The sequence below is a fragment of the Halobiforma nitratireducens JCM 10879 genome (genome assembly GCF_000337895.1).
GTDB classification, from domain to species: domain Archaea; phylum Halobacteriota; class Halobacteria; order Halobacteriales; family Natrialbaceae; genus Natronobacterium; species Natronobacterium nitratireducens.
In genome coordinates, this window is sequence record NZ_AOMA01000007.1 from 13,261 (window position 1) to 31,900 (window position 18,640).

At 62.1% G+C, this 18,640-nt stretch carries 11 protein-coding genes and 1 pseudogene; 8 read left to right on the forward strand and 4 right to left on the reverse strand.

What is annotated here, in order from left to right; genetic code table 11:
* The first annotated feature begins 184 nt into the window (after positions 1-184).
* The 5 genes from C446_RS00965 to C446_RS00985 all read left to right on the forward strand — a co-directional run bounded on the left by C446_RS00965 (position 185) and on the right by C446_RS00985 (position 8,846).
* Positions 185-1,360 (forward strand): ABC transporter ATP-binding protein, encoded by a 1,176-nt coding sequence (locus C446_RS00965; RefSeq protein WP_049919958.1) that lies wholly within the window; start codon positions 185-187, stop codon positions 1,358-1,360.
* 581 nt (positions 1,361-1,941) lie between these two features.
* Positions 1,942-3,774, forward strand: a complete 1,833-nt coding sequence (locus C446_RS00970) for a glycosyl hydrolase family 18 protein (protein WP_006671173.1) — start codon at positions 1,942-1,944, stop codon at positions 3,772-3,774.
* Positions 3,775-3,863: 89 nt separating this feature from the next.
* Positions 3,864-5,621: a glycosyl hydrolase family 18 protein gene (locus tag C446_RS00975; RefSeq protein WP_006671174.1), complete on the forward strand. Its 1,758-nt coding sequence runs from the start codon at positions 3,864-3,866 to the stop codon at positions 5,619-5,621.
* 34 nt (positions 5,622-5,655) lie between these two features.
* Positions 5,656-7,308, forward strand: coding sequence for a PKD domain-containing protein (locus C446_RS00980; RefSeq protein ID WP_006671175.1), 1,653 nt, complete (start codon positions 5,656-5,658; stop codon positions 7,306-7,308).
* 176 nt (positions 7,309-7,484) lie between these two features.
* Entirely contained in the window at positions 7,485-8,846 is a 1,362-nt protein-coding gene (locus C446_RS00985; protein WP_006671176.1) for a PKD domain-containing protein, read from the forward strand.
* A 107-nt stretch (positions 8,847-8,953) separates the two neighbouring features.
* On the opposite strand, the gene C446_RS00990 is transcribed toward C446_RS00985, so the two are convergent.
* A complete protein-coding gene (locus C446_RS00990) occupies positions 8,954-9,955 on the reverse strand; it encodes a hypothetical protein (protein ID WP_006671177.1) in 1,002 nt (333 codons plus the stop codon).
* Between the two features lie 553 nt (positions 9,956-10,508).
* On the opposite strand from C446_RS00990, the gene C446_RS00995 reads away from it, so the two are divergent.
* A complete protein-coding gene (locus C446_RS00995) occupies positions 10,509-11,078 on the forward strand; it encodes a hypothetical protein (RefSeq protein WP_006671178.1) in 570 nt (189 codons plus the stop codon).
* On the opposite strand, the gene C446_RS01000 is transcribed toward C446_RS00995, so the two are convergent.
* Positions 11,059-11,976, reverse strand: coding sequence for a transcription initiation factor IIB (locus tag C446_RS01000; RefSeq protein ID WP_006671179.1), 918 nt, complete (start codon positions 11,974-11,976; stop codon positions 11,059-11,061). The genes C446_RS00995 and C446_RS01000 overlap by 20 nt on opposite strands.
* A gap of 165 nt (positions 11,977-12,141) precedes the next feature.
* Here C446_RS01000 and C446_RS20525 point away from each other — a divergent pair.
* Positions 12,142-12,940 (forward strand): annotated as a pseudogene (locus C446_RS20525) (YqjF family protein).
* A 4-nt stretch (positions 12,941-12,944) separates the two neighbouring features.
* On the opposite strand, the gene C446_RS01010 reads toward C446_RS20525, so the two are convergent.
* Positions 12,945-13,940, reverse strand: coding sequence for an alanine dehydrogenase (locus C446_RS01010; protein WP_006671181.1), 996 nt, complete (start codon positions 13,938-13,940; stop codon positions 12,945-12,947).
* Positions 13,941-14,478: 538 nt separating this feature from the next.
* Positions 14,479-15,828: an ABC transporter substrate-binding protein gene (locus C446_RS01015; protein ID WP_006671182.1), complete on the reverse strand. Its 1,350-nt coding sequence runs from the start codon at positions 15,826-15,828 to the stop codon at positions 14,479-14,481.
* Positions 15,829-16,171: 343 nt separating this feature from the next.
* Here C446_RS01015 and C446_RS01020 point away from each other — a divergent pair, with 343 nt between their 5' ends.
* Positions 16,172-18,499, forward strand: coding sequence for a methyl-accepting chemotaxis protein (locus C446_RS01020; protein WP_160162948.1), 2,328 nt, complete (start codon positions 16,172-16,174; stop codon positions 18,497-18,499).
* The last annotated feature ends 141 nt before the right edge of the window (positions 18,500-18,640 follow it).

Sequence of the window (18,640 nt, forward strand, 5' to 3'; positions counted from 1 at the left end):
CGTATCACTTCCGAGCGACCCACGACTCGTCACCGCTCAGGATCAGCACCCACAGTCGACGCGATACCGACGACGACACGGGAGCCCACACCAGCTACAGGTCGCGTTCGACCTGGCTCCGGGCCGGCACAGTCGGTATCCGGTCAGATAGTTATAAATACCCGGGCGAACCAGGTGTGGGCATATGAGTCGTGTCAACATAGATAGCTTGACGAAGGAGTACGACTCCGCCGGCGGATCGATCGTCGCTGTCGACGGTTTGGACCTCACCATCGACGACGGAGAGTTCGTCGTCTTCGTCGGCCCATCCGGCTGTGGGAAATCGACGACGCTTCGATGCGTAGGTGGCCTCGAGACGGTCACCGAGGGATCGATTCGGTTCGGCGACGAAGACGTCACGGATCAAAAGCCGAAAGAACGCGACATCGCGATGGTGTTCCAGAACTACGCGCTGTACCCGCATATGACCGCCCGGGAGAACATGGCGTTCGGGCTCAAGATGTCGACGGAGCTCTCGAGCGAGGAGATCGACGAACGCGTCCAAGCGACCGCGGAGATGCTGAGTATCGAGGAGTTGCTCGAGGACAAACCGAAGGCGCTATCGGGTGGACAGCAACAACGCGTCGCGCTCGGGCGGGCGATCGTTCGTGATCCGGAAGTCTTCCTGATGGACGAGCCGCTGTCGAATCTCGACGCCAAACTGCGCGCACAGATGCGCACGGAACTCCAGCAGCTACAGAGCGAACTGGACGTGACGACGGTGTACGTCACGCACGATCAGACGGAGGCGATGACGATGGGCGATCGGATCGTCGTGCTCGACGACGGGCAACTCCAGCAGGTCGGGACGCCACTGGAGTGTTACCATCGCCCGGCAAACCAGTTCGTCGCCGGCTTCCTCGGGTCCCCGCCGATGAACTTCCTGCGTGTCGAAGCGGACCTCGAGCAACAGGAGTTGCAAAACGCCGTGTTTACCCTCCCGCTATCGGAGTCGGTAGCGACCGAGATCGATTCGTCGGAGCTGGTGCTCGGTATCCGACCGGAACACATCGAGTTGACTGATACGCCCGAAACCCACGGGGAGCCGAGCCGTCTCGTCGAGGCGGACGTGACCGTGACCGAACCGATGGGCGACGTAACGAACGTCTATCTCGATATCGGCGGCGAGTCGGTAACGGTGACGACCGACGGGAAAACGGGTGCGAGCCCCGGCGACCAGCTGTATATGCACGTCCCGGCCGCGAAAATGCACCTGTTCGACCGCGAAACGGGAGAGGCGATCAAACACAGCGACGAGCCGATCGATGCGGCCGATTCGCCGACAGCTACGGAATCCACGAGTCCCGCCGAGACGGCCTAGACGAATCCTGTCCCGATCAGGGTAGTGCCAGCCACTCGGGAGCCGAAGTGAACTATGCTGGCTAGCGCGTCCCAATAGGGAGCGTCTCGTCGCGGGTCGCTCGTCGGGACTGCTGTCCACTTCTTTGCCACGGTTTCGGGACGCTGTAACGGAACGACTCCGTTCGTGTATTCGCTCTATCGACGGCCGTTCGGAGGGATTCTGATCGCCCCGAACATTTATTATTGAGAATGTCATCGGTTCCGATAAGTGGTGCGCGGTACCACAGAACACAAATTCGATGCCAGTCTCGGTTTCGACCGTTCGACAGCATCGACACCGACAGGATGTCCGTTCGGTCGTGGCAATCCCTGCTGGATCGGTCGCACTCACCCGATGGAATCACTGTCGGTCGCTTCCATCGATGGTATCGGATCGCTCCCCCCCTCGAGTGATCTCATTCACATCTATATCTGATATACTATTTTACTTATAATCTCAAAATTATCCACTTAGCTAGAATAATTTTTTATATCCGAGTACAATATAATCAACTGGTCGCAGCAGATTGCGACTCGAAAGCGATACCGAGGTCACAATCAATGAAACGAACACGACGAAACGTTCTGAGTAACGCAACGAAACTGTCCGCGCTGCTTGCTGGAATCGGAGCCAGCGGTGCCGTCGCTGCGGAGGGCAACGAGTATCCCGAGTGGGACCCGGAGACGGTATACACGAGCGGCGACCGCGTCATCTACGAGGGCTACGTCTGGGAAGCCCAATGGTGGACCCGGGGCAACGAACCCGGCGAAGGCGGCGAGTGGGGCCCCTGGGAGGAAATCGAAGAGCACGACGACGACGACGACGAAGACGAAGACGAAGACGAAGACGAACTGACCGCCCGGTTTACCGTCAGCGATCAGTTCCCCGCTCCCGGCGAAGAAATCGAGTTCGACGCGTCCGACTCCGAGGGAGAGATCGACTCCTACGAGTGGGAGTTCGAAGACGGGACGACGGCAAGCGGTGACGTCGTCACGCGCTCGTTCGACGAGGGCCAGTACGACGTGACGCTGACCGTCGAAGGTGCTGACGGGGAAACCGACACTGACAGTATCCGAATTACGGCGGGACGCCCGTCGTCGGACGAAAAGCGCGTAGTGGCGTACTACCGTCAGTGGGCTCAGTACGACCGTGACTACGTTCCGGCGGACATTCCCTACGATCAGGTCACGCACGTCCAGTACGCCTTTGCCCGTCCCGAGTCGGACGGCTCGGTTACCCTGGTCGGTGACTCCCACGGCCAGCAGGCCTTCTGGGGCGAAGAAGACTGGCAAGGGGTCGAGGGCGGTACCTTCGCCGAATTCGCCGAGGAGCGCGACGACACCAAGTTCGTCCTCTCGATCGGCGGCTGGGGCGACTCGCGGTATTTCTCCGACGCGGCCCTGACCCAGGAAAGTCGGGAGCAATTCGCCGAGGACTGCATCGAGTGGATCGAACGGGGCAACCTGGACGGCATCGACATCGACTGGGAGTTCCCCGGCGGTGGCGGCTGTACGTCCGAGGACGCCGACGAACCCGCCAGCGTCTGTCCGAGCGACGGGAACATCGTCCGCGAGGGCGACCAGGAACGGTTCACGCTGCTCTGTGAGACGGTACGCGAGCGGCTGGACGAGCACGCCCAGGAGGTCGGCCGCGACGAGCCCTACGAACTCACCGCTGCCGTCTCGGCAAACCCCGAAGTCGTCGAGGGCATCGAGGACGGCAACGACGGCCTCGAGCACGAGCGGCTCTCGGAGGTGCTCGATTTCGTCCTGGTGATGACCTTCGACTACGCGGGCGTCTGGTCGGAGACGACGCGTCATCACGCGCCGCTGAAGGCGAATCCCGACGACCCGTTCGACGACGCCGACAGCTGGAACGCCGAGTACGCGCTCCAGTACTGGGAACAGCAGGGCTGGGATCCGGACCAGATCAACATGGCCGTCCCGTTCTACGGCCGAAGCTGGGATGGCGTCCAGCCCCCCGAAGACGCCGTCGGCACTGGCGAGGACGACGGTCTCTTCCAGGCGTTCGAGGGAGACGGTTCCGACGCCAGCATGGACGGCTCCTATCCCTCGCCCCCTGGCCAGCCCGGCTCTCAGCTCGGCGGCGTCTTCGAGTGGTTCGACCTCGAGGGCGACGGTCGCGGCGGGAGCAACTCGGTCGATCTCGAGAGCGACGACTGGGAGGTCTACTTCGACGAGGACGCGGTCGCGGCGTGGGCCTGGAACTCCGACAGCCGGGAGATGATCAGCTACGAGTCTCAGGAGTCGATGGAAGCCAAGATGCAGTGGCTCCGTGACTCCCCCTACGGCGGAACGATGCTGTGGGCCATCGGCGGCGACACCTACGAAGAGGAACTCATCGACACGCTATGGACCAACCTGAACGGCTGATCTCGTCCGGACGATCGGCGGCGACGCCGACCCCGTGGACGGGCATCGCACAGGACGAGAACTGACGACCACTCGACTGCAAGACACTGATGAAACGATCACGACGCGATCTACTGAGCACCGCATCGAAAGCATCGATCCTGCTTGCCGGACTCGGCGCGAGTTCGGCGGCAGCAACGGCAGCCCAGGAGTATCCCGAGTGGGACCCGGACGCCGTCTACACGAGCGGCGACCGCGTGATTTACGAGGGGTACGTCTGGGAGGCGAACTGGTGGACCCGGGGCGACGAACCCGGTGAGGGCGGCCAGTGGGGTCCCTGGGACGAAATCGAACCGGTCGAGGACGATCCAGAGCCCGAACCGCCGGAACTGAACGCGACTATCACGGCGAGTACGACTCGTGTCGAAGTCGGTGACGACGTCGAGTTCGACGGGAGCGACTCGGACGGCGATATCGACGAATACGCATGGAATCTCGGCGACGGTAACGAGGCCGAGGGCGAGACCGTTACGCACAGCTACGACGAGACGGGCGAGTACGCGGTCGAACTGACCGTCACCGGTGCCGACGGCGAGACCGATACCGCCGCGATCGAACTGACCGTCACTGACGAGATCGAGGGGCCAGGCGACGAGTTCAAAGTCGTCGGCTACTACCCGGGCTGGAAATCCAACGCGGAGCAGGATTACTACCCGGAGGACGTCCCGTTTGACAAGATCACCGACATGCTGTACGCCTTCATCGATCTCGACGAGGACGGGAACGTCTTCCCGCCCTCGGACGACGAAACGGAGTTCGACATTCCCACGCAGTCACACGAGGAGAACCTGGAGGCGTTCGCGGAGCTTGCCGACGATGTCGACTGTCGGTTCCACCTGTCGGTCGGCGGCTGGACCCTGTCCGAGAACTTCCACATCGTCGCCGCGGACCCGGACATCCGCGAAGCGTTCGCACAGAACTGCGTCGAGTTGATGCGCGAGTACAACTTCGACGGCATCGACATCGACTGGGAACACCCCGGCCCCGAGCAAGGGCAGTGTCAGTGCGGTAACGACGACGACTACGAAAACCACGTCCGCTTGCTCGAGGACCTTCGCGAGGCACTCGACGAGGCGGCTGCCGAAGACGACACCGACTACTACCTGTCGGTGGCAAACGGTGGTTCGGACTGGAACGCCGGCGGGCTTCGCCACGATCAGATCGGGGAACTCTGTGACTCGGTGTACGTCATGGCCTACGACTTCACCGGCGAGTGGATGGATACCATCGGCTTGAACGCGCCGCTGAACGGGCCCGACACGCATCCGACCAACGATCGCGACGTCTACCCCGACGGCGAGCAGTACTGGGTCGAGTACGCCGTCGACGAGTTGTGGGCCGGCGACCACGGCGAAGAGGCCTACTGGCCCGGCCAGTGGGAGTATCCGCCCGCCGATCCCGCTGAGTACGACGAACTCGTCCTCGGGATGCCGTTCTACGGCCGCGGGTTCTCGGTCAGCGAGTGGCAGAGCCCGCCCGAACTCGGCGGCAACTACAGCGGCCTGCCCGAAGGAACCTGGCACCACATCCTCGAGGACGGAGAGGACGCGACCGGCGCGTTCGACTTCGGCGACATCGAGGAGAACCTGCGCGACGACGACGCCTGGGACGTCAACCGCCACGAGATGGGTGAGGTCCCGTATCTCGTCAACGAGGACGAGGGAATCTTCATCAGCTACGACGACGAGGCAGCCATCGAGGCGAAAGTGGAGTTCGCCAAAGAGCGTGGCATGCAGGGCGTAATGTTCTGGGATCTCGCCCAGGACTGGAACGAGACGTTGCTGGATACGATCCTGCAGAACATCTAGAACGAGACTTCGACACGAAACTGCTACAGACAACATGAAACGAACCCGACGCACCGTACTCGGCACGGCATCGTCACTGACAACGATGGCGCTCCTGTTCGGAGGCAGCGCCAGCGCCACCACACAGGAGTATCCCGAGTGGGACCCGGACACCGTCTACACGGGCGGCGACCGCGTCATCCACGAGGGGTACGTCTGGGAAGCGAACTGGTGGACCCGCGGCAGCGAACCCGGCGAAGGCGGCGAGTGGGGCCCATGGGACGAAATCGAACCCGTCGAGGACGATCCCGACCCAGACCCGGAACCTGAACCCGACCCGGAGCCACCGGAACTGAACGCGACTATCACGGCGAGTACGACCCGTATCGACGTCGGTGACGAGATCGAGTTCGACGCGAGCGACTCGGACGGCGACATCGACGATTACGCCTGGGACCTCGGCGACGGCACGGACGCAAGCGGTGAGGCCGTTACCCACTCCTACGACGAGACAGGCGAGTACGCGGTCGAACTGACTGTCACCGACACCGACGGCGAGACCGATACCGATTCGACGACCGTCACCGTCACCGAGGAGTCCGAGAGCGACGTCACCGCCGACACCACGCTCGAGGAGTTCTTCTCGGCGTACGACACCGACTTCAACCCGGTGGAGACCGAGGGCGGCGTGCCCGGCCTGCTCCAAGCCGAGTTACACGAGGACGCAAGCGAGTTCGGTGCCGATCTCGAGGCGATCGAGAGCAACGCCGCGGACGGCTCGATGGAACTGGGCGCACTCGGTGACCGCGGCCTCGAGTTGGTCAAGCGGTTCGACGCCGATGGCGTAGCCCGGGAAACCACCGCGCGGCTCATGCCCTGGTTGGCGGGGCTGGCCGAGGAGACCGAACCGATCCCGTTCAACGACGGCGGCGGACGGGATGGTGGGTTGACGGCCGATGCGGGGCCGGTCTCGGCAACGAACGATCCGCCAACGCTCGTCCAGGACGCCTGGCCGAGCGGCGAGCAGTTCGACGACGTCTACCAGCAGTCCGAGCGATCGGACTGGAGCAGTGGCGTCAGCCAGAGTCAGCACACAAACACCGAGAATCCGATCATCGACGCGACGACGAACAAGGAACACCCCCTCACGGGCGAGTCGCTCGGCGAGGGCTTCACCGCGAACGCGCCTCTGGAGGCGACGGCGGAACTCCACGGGGAGGGCTGGCTCTTCGACATGGCGCTGGTGTTCGAGAACGTCACCGACGTGCCGCTGTTGGTCGACGGAGCGGTCATCTGGTGGGTCGGCCCGTCGAAAGGCGGCACTGGTCTCGACCAGTTCTCCTACGACAACGCCCAGCGGAAGAACTTCTCGGTGGGTCACCCACAGCGTGACGTCATCGAGGTGGCACTGCCGGACGCAGCCAAACCCGGTCCCTTCGAGGGAACCGACGCGCCGCTGTCGGCCTACGGCGTCCGGATGGCCCAGCACAACAACCCGTATCTGTACCGGACGCTCTATCCGAACCAGCAGTTCTCGATGACCTATGGAAACGTCACGGGACCGAGCCAGTACGACTGGCCATACGACGACCTGCTCGAGGTGATGCTCGAGACCTGTCACGTCGAGTTCCGCGAGGAGTTGGACGACATCGAGCGAAACACCGAACTGGTCGACACGCTCGACATGAAGAACCGCTACGGGAACTGACCCCACAGGCGGCCGTCCCGTCGGTGCCGGTATCGTAGAACGTGTCCGAACCGTGAGTTCGGCCCGTTCTCGTCGACCGGTAGCGTCGCGTTCGGCACCGTCCGTGATATCGATCGCACTGTGACGACAGAGAAAGTGAGCAGATTCCGAATTCGACGATTCAACGATCCAAGACCATGAAACGAACACGACGAGACCTACTCCGAAACGCATCGGCACTGTCCGCGCTGACCGTTGGCGTCGGACTGAGCAGTACCGTCTCAGCTCGAGAGTATCCCGAGTGGGACCCAGACGCCGTCTACACGAGCGGCGACCGCGTCGTCCACGAGGGGTACGTCTGGGAGGCGAACTGGTGGACACGCGGCAACGAGCCCGGTGAGGGCGGCGAATGGGGGCCGTGGGACCAGGTCGAGCCGTACGATCCGGGACCGACCGCCGCGTTTTCCGTCAGCGACTCGAGCCCGGAGCCGGGTGCGGAAGTCACGTTCGACGCGTCCGACGCCGAGGGCGACCTCGAGAGCTACGAGTGGGAGTTCGGTGACGACGCGACCGCGACCGGCGAGAAGGTTACACACGCCTACGACGCCACGGGCGAATACACGGCCGAACTCGTCGTCACCGACGTCGACGGCGACACCGACAGCACCCAGCGGACGCTGTACGTAGGCGAGGTCGAAGCGCCAACGCCGTCCGGCGTCTATACGCCATATCAGGGCACCTGGTACGATATCGTCGACGGCACGCTCGGTCGGAACACCGACCGCGTCATCATGTCGTTCATCGGCGATCCGTACCGGGACGGCGAGATATCGCCTGCCTGGCTCGCCAACTGCAACAATCGAAACTGTGAAGGCGAGTCGCTCGACACCTACGCCAGCGAGGTCCAGACGCTGCAAGACGAGGGAATCGAGGTCGGCCTCTCGATCGGCGGCTGGCAGAGTCCCGTGCTTGCCCGCGACGCAGACGATCCCGAGCAGCTCAAAGAGGCCTACGCGGACCTCCTCGATACGTTCGGTGTCACCCACCTCGACATCGACGACGAGAACGCCGCGGACCCAGACCGACCTGACGACCTCCACCAGCTTCGCAACGAGGCGCTCGCGTTGCTCAAAGACGAGCGTCCCGAGGTCACCGTCGGCTTTACCGTCTCCGCAACTCCTGACGGGATGGTAAGCTGGGGCGAATCGCCGGGCGAGGTCTTCATCGAGGATGCCGCCGACCGTGGTCTCGAACTCGACTACGTCCAGTTGATGACGATGCACTTCGACGGCGCACCGGAGAACATCGAAACGATCACGTCGTCGCTCGAGGGGGCGGTCGACTTCCTCGAAACGGTGTATCCCGACCAATCTCGAGCGGAGCTCTGGACGATGGTCGGCGTGACGCCGTATCTCGGGGAGATCACGACGGACACCGCAAGCGAACTCGTCGAGTATGCAAACGAGAAGGACATGTATAGCATCGCGCCGTGGGTACTCGGCGAAGACGACGACGGCGCGTTCTCGGAGGTCTTCTCCGAGTTCGAAAGCGACGGCTGACACCTCACGCCGTCGACGGCCGTCTCACTCTCGCCACGCGTGGCCGGGTAGCCAACACTGATCGTGGTGTCGGCTGCCACGCGTGTGGCATCCACCGACGTTTCCCATCACTCCACCGAGAGCTCCTCGAGGTAGGCGTTCCAGACCGCCTCGGGATCCTCACAGGCGATGTCGGAGATCGATCGGCAGCCATCGTACCCCCACAGAAACACGCTGTCGACGCCGCCGTCGATCGCCGCACGCGTCGCGTTTCGAACGTCGGCGATGGTTTCGGGAGCGTCGTCGAGACGGAACCCCTGAATCCAGATCTGGCTCGTGAGATCGTACTGCTCGGAGAGCGAGACCACGGTTTCAGTAGCCGACGCGACGAACTCCGGGCTCTCCTCGTCGTGGATGGCCCAGTAGGGATCGGTCGCGAGGACGTCGAGGTGGTCCGTCGCCGCGAGCTGTTCCCAGTCGCGCAGGCCGTGATCCGGGTCTTCGAGGGGTAACAGACAGACCGCGTTCTCGAGGCCGTATCTCGCAGTGTGTCCCATCATCTCCTCGAGAAACGAGAGCAACGACGCCTCCCGAAACTCGTCGATTCGGTCCGTTCGCGTCGCCGGCATCCGCTCGTCGTACTCCTCGCGGTACAGTTTTTGACAGCGTTCACATCGGCACGTCCAGGCTCCGTCGGGGAACTCCTCGTCGAACCACTCGGGAATGTACCAGTGAGGTTCGTCCCAGAAGAGCACGTCGGCACCGACTGCTGCGGCGTCGGCGATCCACTCGCGCATGTACTCCCTGAAATCGGGGTCGTTGAAACACGCAGCCGGAAGCCGGTCGCCGGTCGACAACACCTGACAGCTCTCGGGATGGGTCCCGATGAACTCGGACAACGCCTCACCGCCGAACACCCGTCCGACCGACCACGGGTTCAGATAGACGGTGAAGCCACGTTCGTGGCTCGCGTCGACGATGTCGGCCATCGTCTCCCGATAATGTCGCCTGTCCCGTTCGCTAAACGTATGAAGGACGGCGTTCAGACCGCTCTCTCGAAACCGATCGAGGTCGTCTTCGACGCGCTGGGGATCCCTGACGCTGAAGTAACTCGTTCCTTTCTCGAGCATCGAACAGGTATTCGAATTCAAACACGTTATTCTTTGGGTGGACGGGAGAGGAGTGGTCAGCGTTACTCGGAGACGTATATGCAGCGATAGGTTCGGGATATTTCCACCACACTAAATAGCATCCTCCTGATAGTTTGCAGTTATTGTATCTCACAGAGAACGATTTCGGAACCGGTTGTCAGCTAAGCCGTGGTATCCGCGTACCAGGTGGTACGTTTATTAGGCCACAAGAGACCACAACACTTCTGAAGCGATTCATCAGTTAAACGCAGATCGACTTGCGGATCGGACCGTAGCCGTCGGACAGGATGTTATCGAAGCAATAGTCGAGTTAGAAAGTATTATCTAATTCTTATTATTTCTGGGATGGAAGTGTTTTGTGTTACTTTGGCCCGCGTGGTACGTTTCTTCGCACCTCAGGACACGACTGGATAGAGAAACGCAGCCGAACCGTCCGACCCCCACGAGACTGCCAGTCTCAGACGGACGCCACAGGTGTTGGTTTCGAAGATTCTGTTATCGTTTTTATCGTTGCGGAGCGAACTGGCCCGTAATGACGCTTCGAGCTGCAACCGTCCCCGCTTTGACGCTCGCGTATCCAGTCGCATACGTGCTCCTCTCGAGTGACCAGTACTGCGAGCCAGTCTGTGTCGACCCGACACTCCGTGGCGGACTGATCCTGTTCGGGAGCGTGCTCCTGTGTGCTGTCGCCGGCATCGCGATCGCTCGTGGGCTATCGCTCACGGCTCGGTTCGAAGGACGACCGATACCCGAGGAGATCGCTCACCCCTCCCTTCCGTCGATAGCCGTCGTGGTCGTCGTCTTCGTGGGGTTCGTCGCTGGGGTAGCCACGCTCGAGTCGGGAGTACTCGAGTTCAGTCCGGCACCGTTCCTCCTCAGCCTGGCGTTGTATCCCGTCGTGTGGCTGGGGTACGCGCTGACTGTCCCGCTCTCGTTGGTCTTCGCCACGGGCGGTGCCGATCCCGGCTCGGTCGGAACGCTCACGACGCGAACCGTAATCCTCGGAGTGGGGTTTGGACTCTCGGTAGTCTGGCACTTACTGTTAGTCCAGGCGAGTTCGCTGTTCGCCTCCGTCCACGGCGTCAGGACTCCGGGGCAGTAACCTCGAGTTCCTTGAGCGCCGTCACCGTCGACCGAATGGTCACGGGGGCGACGTCGCCCGCGTCGGCGGCGGCCGCCTGGGTAACCGAGGGCCACTCCTCGCGTTCGCCGGCGGCCTCGTAGAGACAGGCAGCCGCAACCCCGCTCGGGTTCCGACCGCCGACGCGATTCGCCTCGAGCAGCGCCCTGACGTACTCACGGGCGCGCTTCTCGACCTCAGTTCCGAGGTCGAGCTTCGTCGCGTACCGTGGCAGATACTCCGTCGGATCGATCGGCCCCGTCGGTAGTCCGAGTTCGCGATTCAGGGCGTCGTAGGCAGCGCGGAGTTCGGCCCTGTCGGCGCGGGCGACGGCGACGATTTCGTCGGTCGTTCTGGCCGTCGACCGCGTCCGACAGGTCGCGTAGATCGCCGCGGCGGCGAACCCTTCCAGGGATCGGCCCTGGAAGAGCCCCTCCGACTGGCCGGAGTCGAACAAGGCACAGGCCTGTTCCCGAACTGAATCGGGAAGGGAAAGGTGGGCGGTAATCCGCCGAATCTCCGCGAATCCGTACACCTGGTTGCGTTCGGCCTTCGAGGAGATGCGGGCACGATTGTGTTCGCGACGGAGGCGAGCGATCTGTCTTCGCTTGCGGCCAGTCAGGCGAGTTTCGTAACTCGAGTCAGCGCCAGTTCCGTAGCCAATTTCGGTCGAGAGGCCACGGTCGTGTCGCGACCGCGTCAGTGGGGCACCGGTCCGACGGCGATCGGTACCGTCGTCGAACGATCGCCATTCGGGACCGTGATCGATCGCGTCTTCGTCGGCGACGAGGCCGCAGTCCTCGCAGACGAGTTCCGAGTCGAGAGAGCGCAGTCTGCCGTTGCATTCGGGGCAGTTCGGTTTCGTATCGGCATTAACCATCGGTAATCCGTATTGTGGAAGAAGTGTATCTGCACCAATGTATTTAAACTAATGGATCGATATCGGAATTAACGCGCGGTCGTATTCAACGACCATCGGTTCTTACACTCGCCGCTGCGTTTTATGCAGCGTCTCGTCGTAGGCGGAGACGAGCACTCCCCTCACATGAGTGACAGCAGCGAACGAGTCAGTTCGAACGACCGAACGGAAGCCGGCGGGGCGCAGACGGTACCTCGAGCCCCACACGTCGCCACGATGACCTGGCGCGACGGGTTGTTCGCCCACTGGCCGGTCGATCCCGACGAGTTGCGACATCGAATCCCTGGCGAGTTAAAACTCGAGACGCGAGACGGACGGGCGTGGGTGAGCGTGTTGCCGTTCGTACTCGCAAACGTCGGCGTTCGCGGTTCGCCGCCGATCACGAGAACCGCCTTTCCCGAACTCAACGTGCGAACGTACGTCAGGTACGGCGGCGATTCGGGGCTGTTGTTCTTCAGTATCGACGTTGGGGCTCCGCTGCTGGCGTCGCTGGTGCGTCGGACCACACGGCTACCGGTCAGGTACGCACGGATACAGGTCAGCACCGACGGGACCCAGGTTGCGTTCTCGAGTCGGCGATCACGGTCCCGTTCGAGAAATCGGGATGCGTCCGGAGCACGTGTCGGGCCGCAGGACGGTTTCAGCGAGGTTCGATTCCGGGGAGCCAGCCTCACCCGAACGCGGTACTCTCGCCCACTGGCTCACCGAACGGCGACGGTTCTACGCGGCCGAACGTCGTGGCGTCCTCACGGGCGAACTATCCCACGACCCCTGGCCGCTCCAGCCAGCGACGGTAACCATCAACGAAAACACCCTGTTCGAAGCGAACGGTCTCCCCCAGCCGGAGGGAGAGCCAGTCTGTCACTTCTGTGGCAAACTCGAGATGACGGGCTCGATTCCGCGGCGGCTGCAAGCACCGGGCTGACCGTCTAGACGCCGTCCGCGTCGATCAGGCCGAACGAGGTGCCGTTATCGTTCTCGAGGGCGTGCTCGTAGACGACGTGTGCCGCGGCGACGTCCTGGATCGCCAGCCCGGTCGAGTCGAAGACAGTGACACCCACGTCCCCGGTCCGGCCGGACTTCTCGCCGACGACGATCTCGCCGATCTCACCGTGGATGTCCCCATCCCCGAGGACGCCCTCGTGGTACGGGACGTTGATCTCGCCGGAGTGGGTACACTGCTCGTGGTCGTCGATGACGACGCGGGCGTCCACCAGTAGGTCGTCGGCGAGTTCGTGTTTCCCCTCGGCGTCCGCACCCATCGCGTTGATGTGGGTGTGGTCCGCGACGTCGTCCGTGCCAACGATGGGGTCCTCGACCGGCGTCACGGTCGAGAGGACGTCGCAGTGACCGGCCTCCGAAATCGAGCCGGCCCGGACGTCGAACTGATCGTCGAAGGCGTCGATGAACGCCTGGGTACGAGCATCGTCCTTGTCAGCGACGACGACTTCCTCGATCGGACGAATCTCGCTGATCGCCTCGAGTTGCGTGTACGACTGGACGCCTGCCCCGACGACGCCCATCGAGGTGGCGTCCTCGACGGCGAGGTAGTCGGTCGCGACGGCCGCGGCAGCACCGGTCCGTTTCATCGTCAGCTCGGTCCCGTCCATGATCGCGAGCGGAACCGCGGTTTCGGGATCGGAGTAGACCATCGTCCCGAGGACGGTCGGGAGATCGTGCTTCTCGGGGTTGTCGGGATGGACGTTGACCCACTTGAGACCGGCAGCGTCCCACTCGCCAGTATCGAGGTAAGCGGGCATCGACCGGAAGTCACCGTTGTACTGTGGGAGATCGATGTAGGACTTGGCCGGCATCTGGGAGTCGCCGCGTTCGAAGGCTCCGAAGGCCTGTTCGACTGCCTCGATGATTGCCGCCATACGTGCGTTGGCGTCGACGTCCTCGCTATCCAGAAGCAGCGTATTCATACCAATAGATAGCGAGAGCACTATTTATAAATTCTGCGAGGCGTGTTTCCTCGTCTGGGCGGTTTTCCGTTTCCTCTCGCCATGGTGACAAGATTACGACACGTACACTGCTCCCAGCAAAGCGGGCCAGTGCTGGCAGTAGTCGGCACCACTGGCTCGGATGGCACGGTCAGATATGTAACTGACAGTCAGTGATCAGTCTCGTTTCTCTGACTGTCGGATGGCCGACAACAAGCCCACCGTAACCGTCGTAACTGTTCTATCGCGTGCTCCGATAGTAACGAGACGATTTACACACCGATCGCACAGTTGCCGTGCGATCGGGTGTGCAATAACGATCATACGGGTTACTGTCCTCAATTACCGCCGATCGTCGACCCGTTCCGGTGATCGGCGGGAAATATAGTAGCCACTGCAAGTCAGTGGGCACCTGCTCGCCAGATGGATCGGCGATCAGTGTGCAAATCGTTGCAGTTGGTACTATAGTTACAGCAATCCCGATCAGTGGCTACTGTAGTGGACCACTGGTGTTCGCCGGCTACGTCGTCAACTGGTCGTCGACCCGTTCCTTGCCGTCAGCCAGCGCGTCCTGAACCGACGTTCCGTCCTCGATATCCGTCCAGATTCCCTCGATTTCGGTCCGAACCTCGGGGAACGGACCGATCATCGCACCCTGGGTCGCCGTCGTCGATGCGGAGCCGGTTAGCTGGTCGAAAACGACTCTGTAGTCGGGGTTGGCGTCGAACCAGCCTTCCTGTTCGAGTTCGTCGACGCTTTCCTCGCGGACCGGGAAGTATCCGGTCTCGCGGTGCCACCTGCTCTGTTGCGTGGGATCGGTGAGCCACGTCAGGAACTCGGCAGCAGCCGATTGCCGATCGTCGTCGATCGCTTCGGGCACCCACAGCGACGCGCCGCCGATAGCCAGGCCCGTTTGATCGCCGCCCGGAGCAGGGAAGTACGCTGCGTCGGCTTCGAACCCACCCTCCTGTGTTGCCCGCTCGAGGAGCGTACTGATGCTGGCCGTCGAGTAGAGGAGAATACCAGCCGTCCCGTTCGCGAAGGCGTCTTCCGACTCGAACCAGCCGTCGCCGACGTGAAAGACGCCACGTTCGTCCAGGTCGTGCCACCACTCGTAAATTGTCGCCGCAGCATCGGAGGTCAGGTTGCTTTCCGTCGGTGGACCTGCCCGCCCGTTTTCGTTGTTCACGAGTTCGGCGTTCTGGGCCGCGAACCACTGCTCGATGAACCACGAAATGTTCGGGCACGTGACTCCGTGGTCTACTGCGTCGGCCTCGACCATAGCCTCCGCGGCGTCGGCAACCCCCTCGAACGACCGCGGCGGGTCGTCGGGATTGAGGTCGGCGGCTTCGAAGGCGTCCCGGTTGATCATCATAAACGCGTGGGACGGGTTGAACGGCATCGAGTGGAGCGTCCCGTCCACACGGTAATAATCGAGTATCGGATCGATGAAATCGTCCGTCGGGAGGTCCGGAACGACGTCTTCCATCGGGACGAACTGGCCGCTGTCGATCGCCTGTCGCGTCCCAATTTCGGCAAACATCGCCACTTCCGGCGGGTCTCCCTCGTCCTCGGTAACGGCCCCTCTCGTCTCAGTGAAAACCTGGTCGTATCCGTCGTCGTATCCGGTGAGCCGCACCGTGATGTCTTCACGGCTGCGGTTGAAATCGAGCGTGAGATCCGCGAACGTCTCCTCGAGGCCGCCGGTCAGTCCGTGCCAGACGTCGATTTCGATTTCGTCGTCCCCGAGAACATCCGTCGGGAGCGACCCGAGACAGCCCGCCGTGAGGGCAGTCGCTGTCGCAGCGCCACCGGCCGTAACCTGTTCGAGAAACGTCCGCCTGGTCCCAGCTGGATCGTCAGCACTCATGACGTGGGGCTTCTCAGACGATATATTAAGCTATTTTGGCACTGAACGCCGACATTACTTTATGTCAAATCAATGTAACAAATATGTTAGAGTCCCTCGTATCTCCGCTATCTGAATAATCGGTACGGGATGTCTGCTCCGGTCGCCGCTGAGCCTGATTTACGCTAGCTACGACGAGTCGCGGCCGAAATTTTTATCCTGGCCCCTTGGTAGTAACACTTTACTTACTACACTCGAGTTCAGGTATATGGGGCTCTTGAGTCGAATTACTCCGGATTTTATTCGGAAAAGCTACGCGATAAAGTTCGGAATCGCCTTTCTCATTCTCGGCATCTCGATCGGGATGATCGGAATGGTTGGCACCGGGCAGGTAACCAACGAAGTCGAAGGTATTGTCAACGGAGAAATACAATCAACGGCTGAACAGGAATCGAACAATCTCGAGAACTGGCAGCAAGAGAACCGAGACACGATACAAGTGCTCGCCGAGACGCCGGTGATGCAGTCGGCGGACACCGAGGCGATCGACGACTATCTGGACGTCAATCAACTTCCCGACCAGGCGTTCCAGATCGATTACGTCGACACACAGACGGGAGACGTGCTAGCGTCGTCCCCGCGTGACACCGGGTCCGTCTCGGCCTACAACTTCCCCGCAGAGGACCGCCTGGCTGCGGGGGAGCAGTTCGCAACGACGGAGTATCTGTACGAGACTGACGATCTGCAGCAACCAGTCATCTCGTACGTGGAACCGATCGCCGACGCGGACGACCGGGCGCTGATCTATACGGTTCGACTCAACGAGTACACACAGGAGTTCGGTAGCTACGCTACTGCCGAGAACGTGGTCTCACTCGTCGTCAACGAGGACGGACAGGTGATCTTTAGCGACGAGAGCGACGCCGAACTGTTCGCGGAGTACGACGACGCGAACGGGGTCGTCGCCGAAGCGTTCGATCTCGCCGCCGGCATGGAACGGTCGGGATCGGCGACACACTCGACGCCACCCTCGACGCTCGTCGATAGTGAGGCTTACGTGTTCCCGAACGAGGAGTACGTGGTCGGCTACAACAAGATGGAACTCGAGGACCGGGAGTGGGTCATGCTGGTCCACATGCCGACCGACGACGCCTACGGGTTCGTTACGACGGTCAACCAGTTCGGAACGTTGGCGACGCTCGTCGGCGTCCTGGTGATCGGGGTCGTCGGCGTCGTCCTCGGCCGGAACACGGCGACGGCGATCGATCGGTTGACGACCAAGGCCGGTCGGATGGAAAACCGTGATCTCGATGTCTCGTTCGAGACCGATCGGATCGACAACATCGGCCGGCTGTACCAGGCGTTCGATTCGATGCAGACGGCACTCCGAGAGCAGATCCACGAGGCCGAAACCGCTCGAGAGAACGCTGAACAGGCGAGACAGCGAGCCGAACGGCTCAACCAGCACCTCGAGCGGAAAGCCGACGAGTACCGCGAGGTGATGCAGGCCGCCGGCGACGGTGATTTCACCGCTCGGATGGATCCCGAAAGCGAGAACGAGTCGATGACCGAGATCGCCGCCGAGTTCAACGAGATGATCGCGGACATCGAACGGACGACAGAAGAGGTCAAAGCGTTCGCCCAAGAGGTCGCGACGGCCTCCGAGCAGGTAACGTCGTCCTCCGAAGAGGTCAGAGCGGCCAGCGAGCAGGTGTCGGAGTCGATTCAGGAAATTTCGGACGGTTCGAAACGACAGAACGAGAGCCTGCAGTCGGCAAACCAGGAGATGAATTCGCTTTCGACGACGACCGAGGAGATCGCAGCCTCGTCGAACGAGGTGGCGGACCTCGCCGAACGAACCGCCGAGACTGGTTCGGAGGGACGAGAGGCCGCACAGGAAGCGATCGACGGGATGGAGATGGTCCTCGAAGAGTCGGACGAGGCCCTCGACGAGATCGAGACGCTTCACGAGGAGGTCCAGGAGATCGACCAACTCACGACGTCGATTTCCGAGATCGCCGAACAGACGAACATGCTCGCGTTGAACGCGAACATCGAAGCGTCACGCTCCACCGAGGACGGGGCGGGTGAAGGCTTCGGTGCCGTCGCGAGGGAGGTCAAAGAACTCTCCAGCGAGACCAAGGAGGCCGCCGACACTATCGAGTCGCTGGTCGACGAGATTCAGGACCAGACCCAGACGGCGGTCACGCAGGTCAGAGGAACGACGGAACAGGTCGAATCGCAGACTGAACGCGTCGAACAGGCCGTGGACGCGCTCACACAGATCGCCGACTTCGCGGACGAGACCAACACCGGTATTCAGGAAATCTCGGCGGCGACCCAACAGCAGGCCGCGACCACCCAGGAGGTCGTTTCCATCGTCGACGAGGCGGCGACGATCTCCGAGGAGACGACGACCGAAGCCGAAAACGTCGCTGCGGCGGCGGAGGAACAGACCTCGGCCTTGACCGAGGTTTCGGGCTCGGCCCAGCAGCTGACCGATCAATCGATCCGCCTGCTCGAAGTCCTCGACGAGTTCGAAACTGATGCGAACGCGGAGACGCTGGCAGGGACGGACGTGAACGCCGACCTCGAGGGTGACGACGACACCCTCGAAGACGACGCTACCGACCGACAGGACGACGGGAGCGACACGCGCGAAGACGACGCGACGACCAGGTCCCAGGACTGACCGATCGGCCCGAGATCGGTCGGGCCGTCGATCCCCGTCGCGAGCGTGTTTCGGGAACACCAGTTGATCCGGTCACTGGCGATCCGCCCGCCATCGTGGACCGACGGTCTCCGTAGCACGTAACTGCGAATCGTTTCTCGT

Excerpts from the sequence above, each read along its gene's own strand:
- C446_RS00980 (WP_006671175.1), top strand. The coding sequence starts at position 5,656 with ATGAAACGAACCCGACGCACCGTACTCGGCACGGCATCGTCACTGACA.
- C446_RS01020 (WP_160162948.1), top strand. The coding sequence starts at position 16,172 with ATGATCGGAATGGTTGGCACCGGGCAGGTAACCAACGAAGTCGAAGGT.
- C446_RS00995 (WP_006671178.1), top strand. The coding sequence starts at position 10,509 with ATGACGCTTCGAGCTGCAACCGTCCCCGCTTTGACGCTCGCGTATCCA.
- C446_RS00970 (WP_006671173.1), top strand. The coding sequence starts at position 1,942 with ATGAAACGAACACGACGAAACGTTCTGAGTAACGCAACGAAACTGTCC.
- C446_RS00985 (WP_006671176.1), top strand. The coding sequence starts at position 7,485 with ATGAAACGAACACGACGAGACCTACTCCGAAACGCATCGGCACTGTCC.
- C446_RS00975 (WP_006671174.1), top strand. The coding sequence starts at position 3,864 with ATGAAACGATCACGACGCGATCTACTGAGCACCGCATCGAAAGCATCG.
- C446_RS00965 (WP_049919958.1), top strand. The coding sequence starts at position 185 with ATGAGTCGTGTCAACATAGATAGCTTGACGAAGGAGTACGACTCCGCC.
- C446_RS01010 (WP_006671181.1), bottom strand. The coding sequence starts at position 13,940 with ATGAATACGCTGCTTCTGGATAGCGAGGACGTCGACGCCAACGCACGT.
- C446_RS00990 (WP_006671177.1), bottom strand. The coding sequence starts at position 9,955 with ATGCTCGAGAAAGGAACGAGTTACTTCAGCGTCAGGGATCCCCAGCGC.
- C446_RS01000 (WP_006671179.1), bottom strand. The coding sequence starts at position 11,976 with ATGGTTAATGCCGATACGAAACCGAACTGCCCCGAATGCAACGGCAGA.
- C446_RS01015 (WP_006671182.1), bottom strand. The coding sequence starts at position 15,828 with ATGAGTGCTGACGATCCAGCTGGGACCAGGCGGACGTTTCTCGAACAG.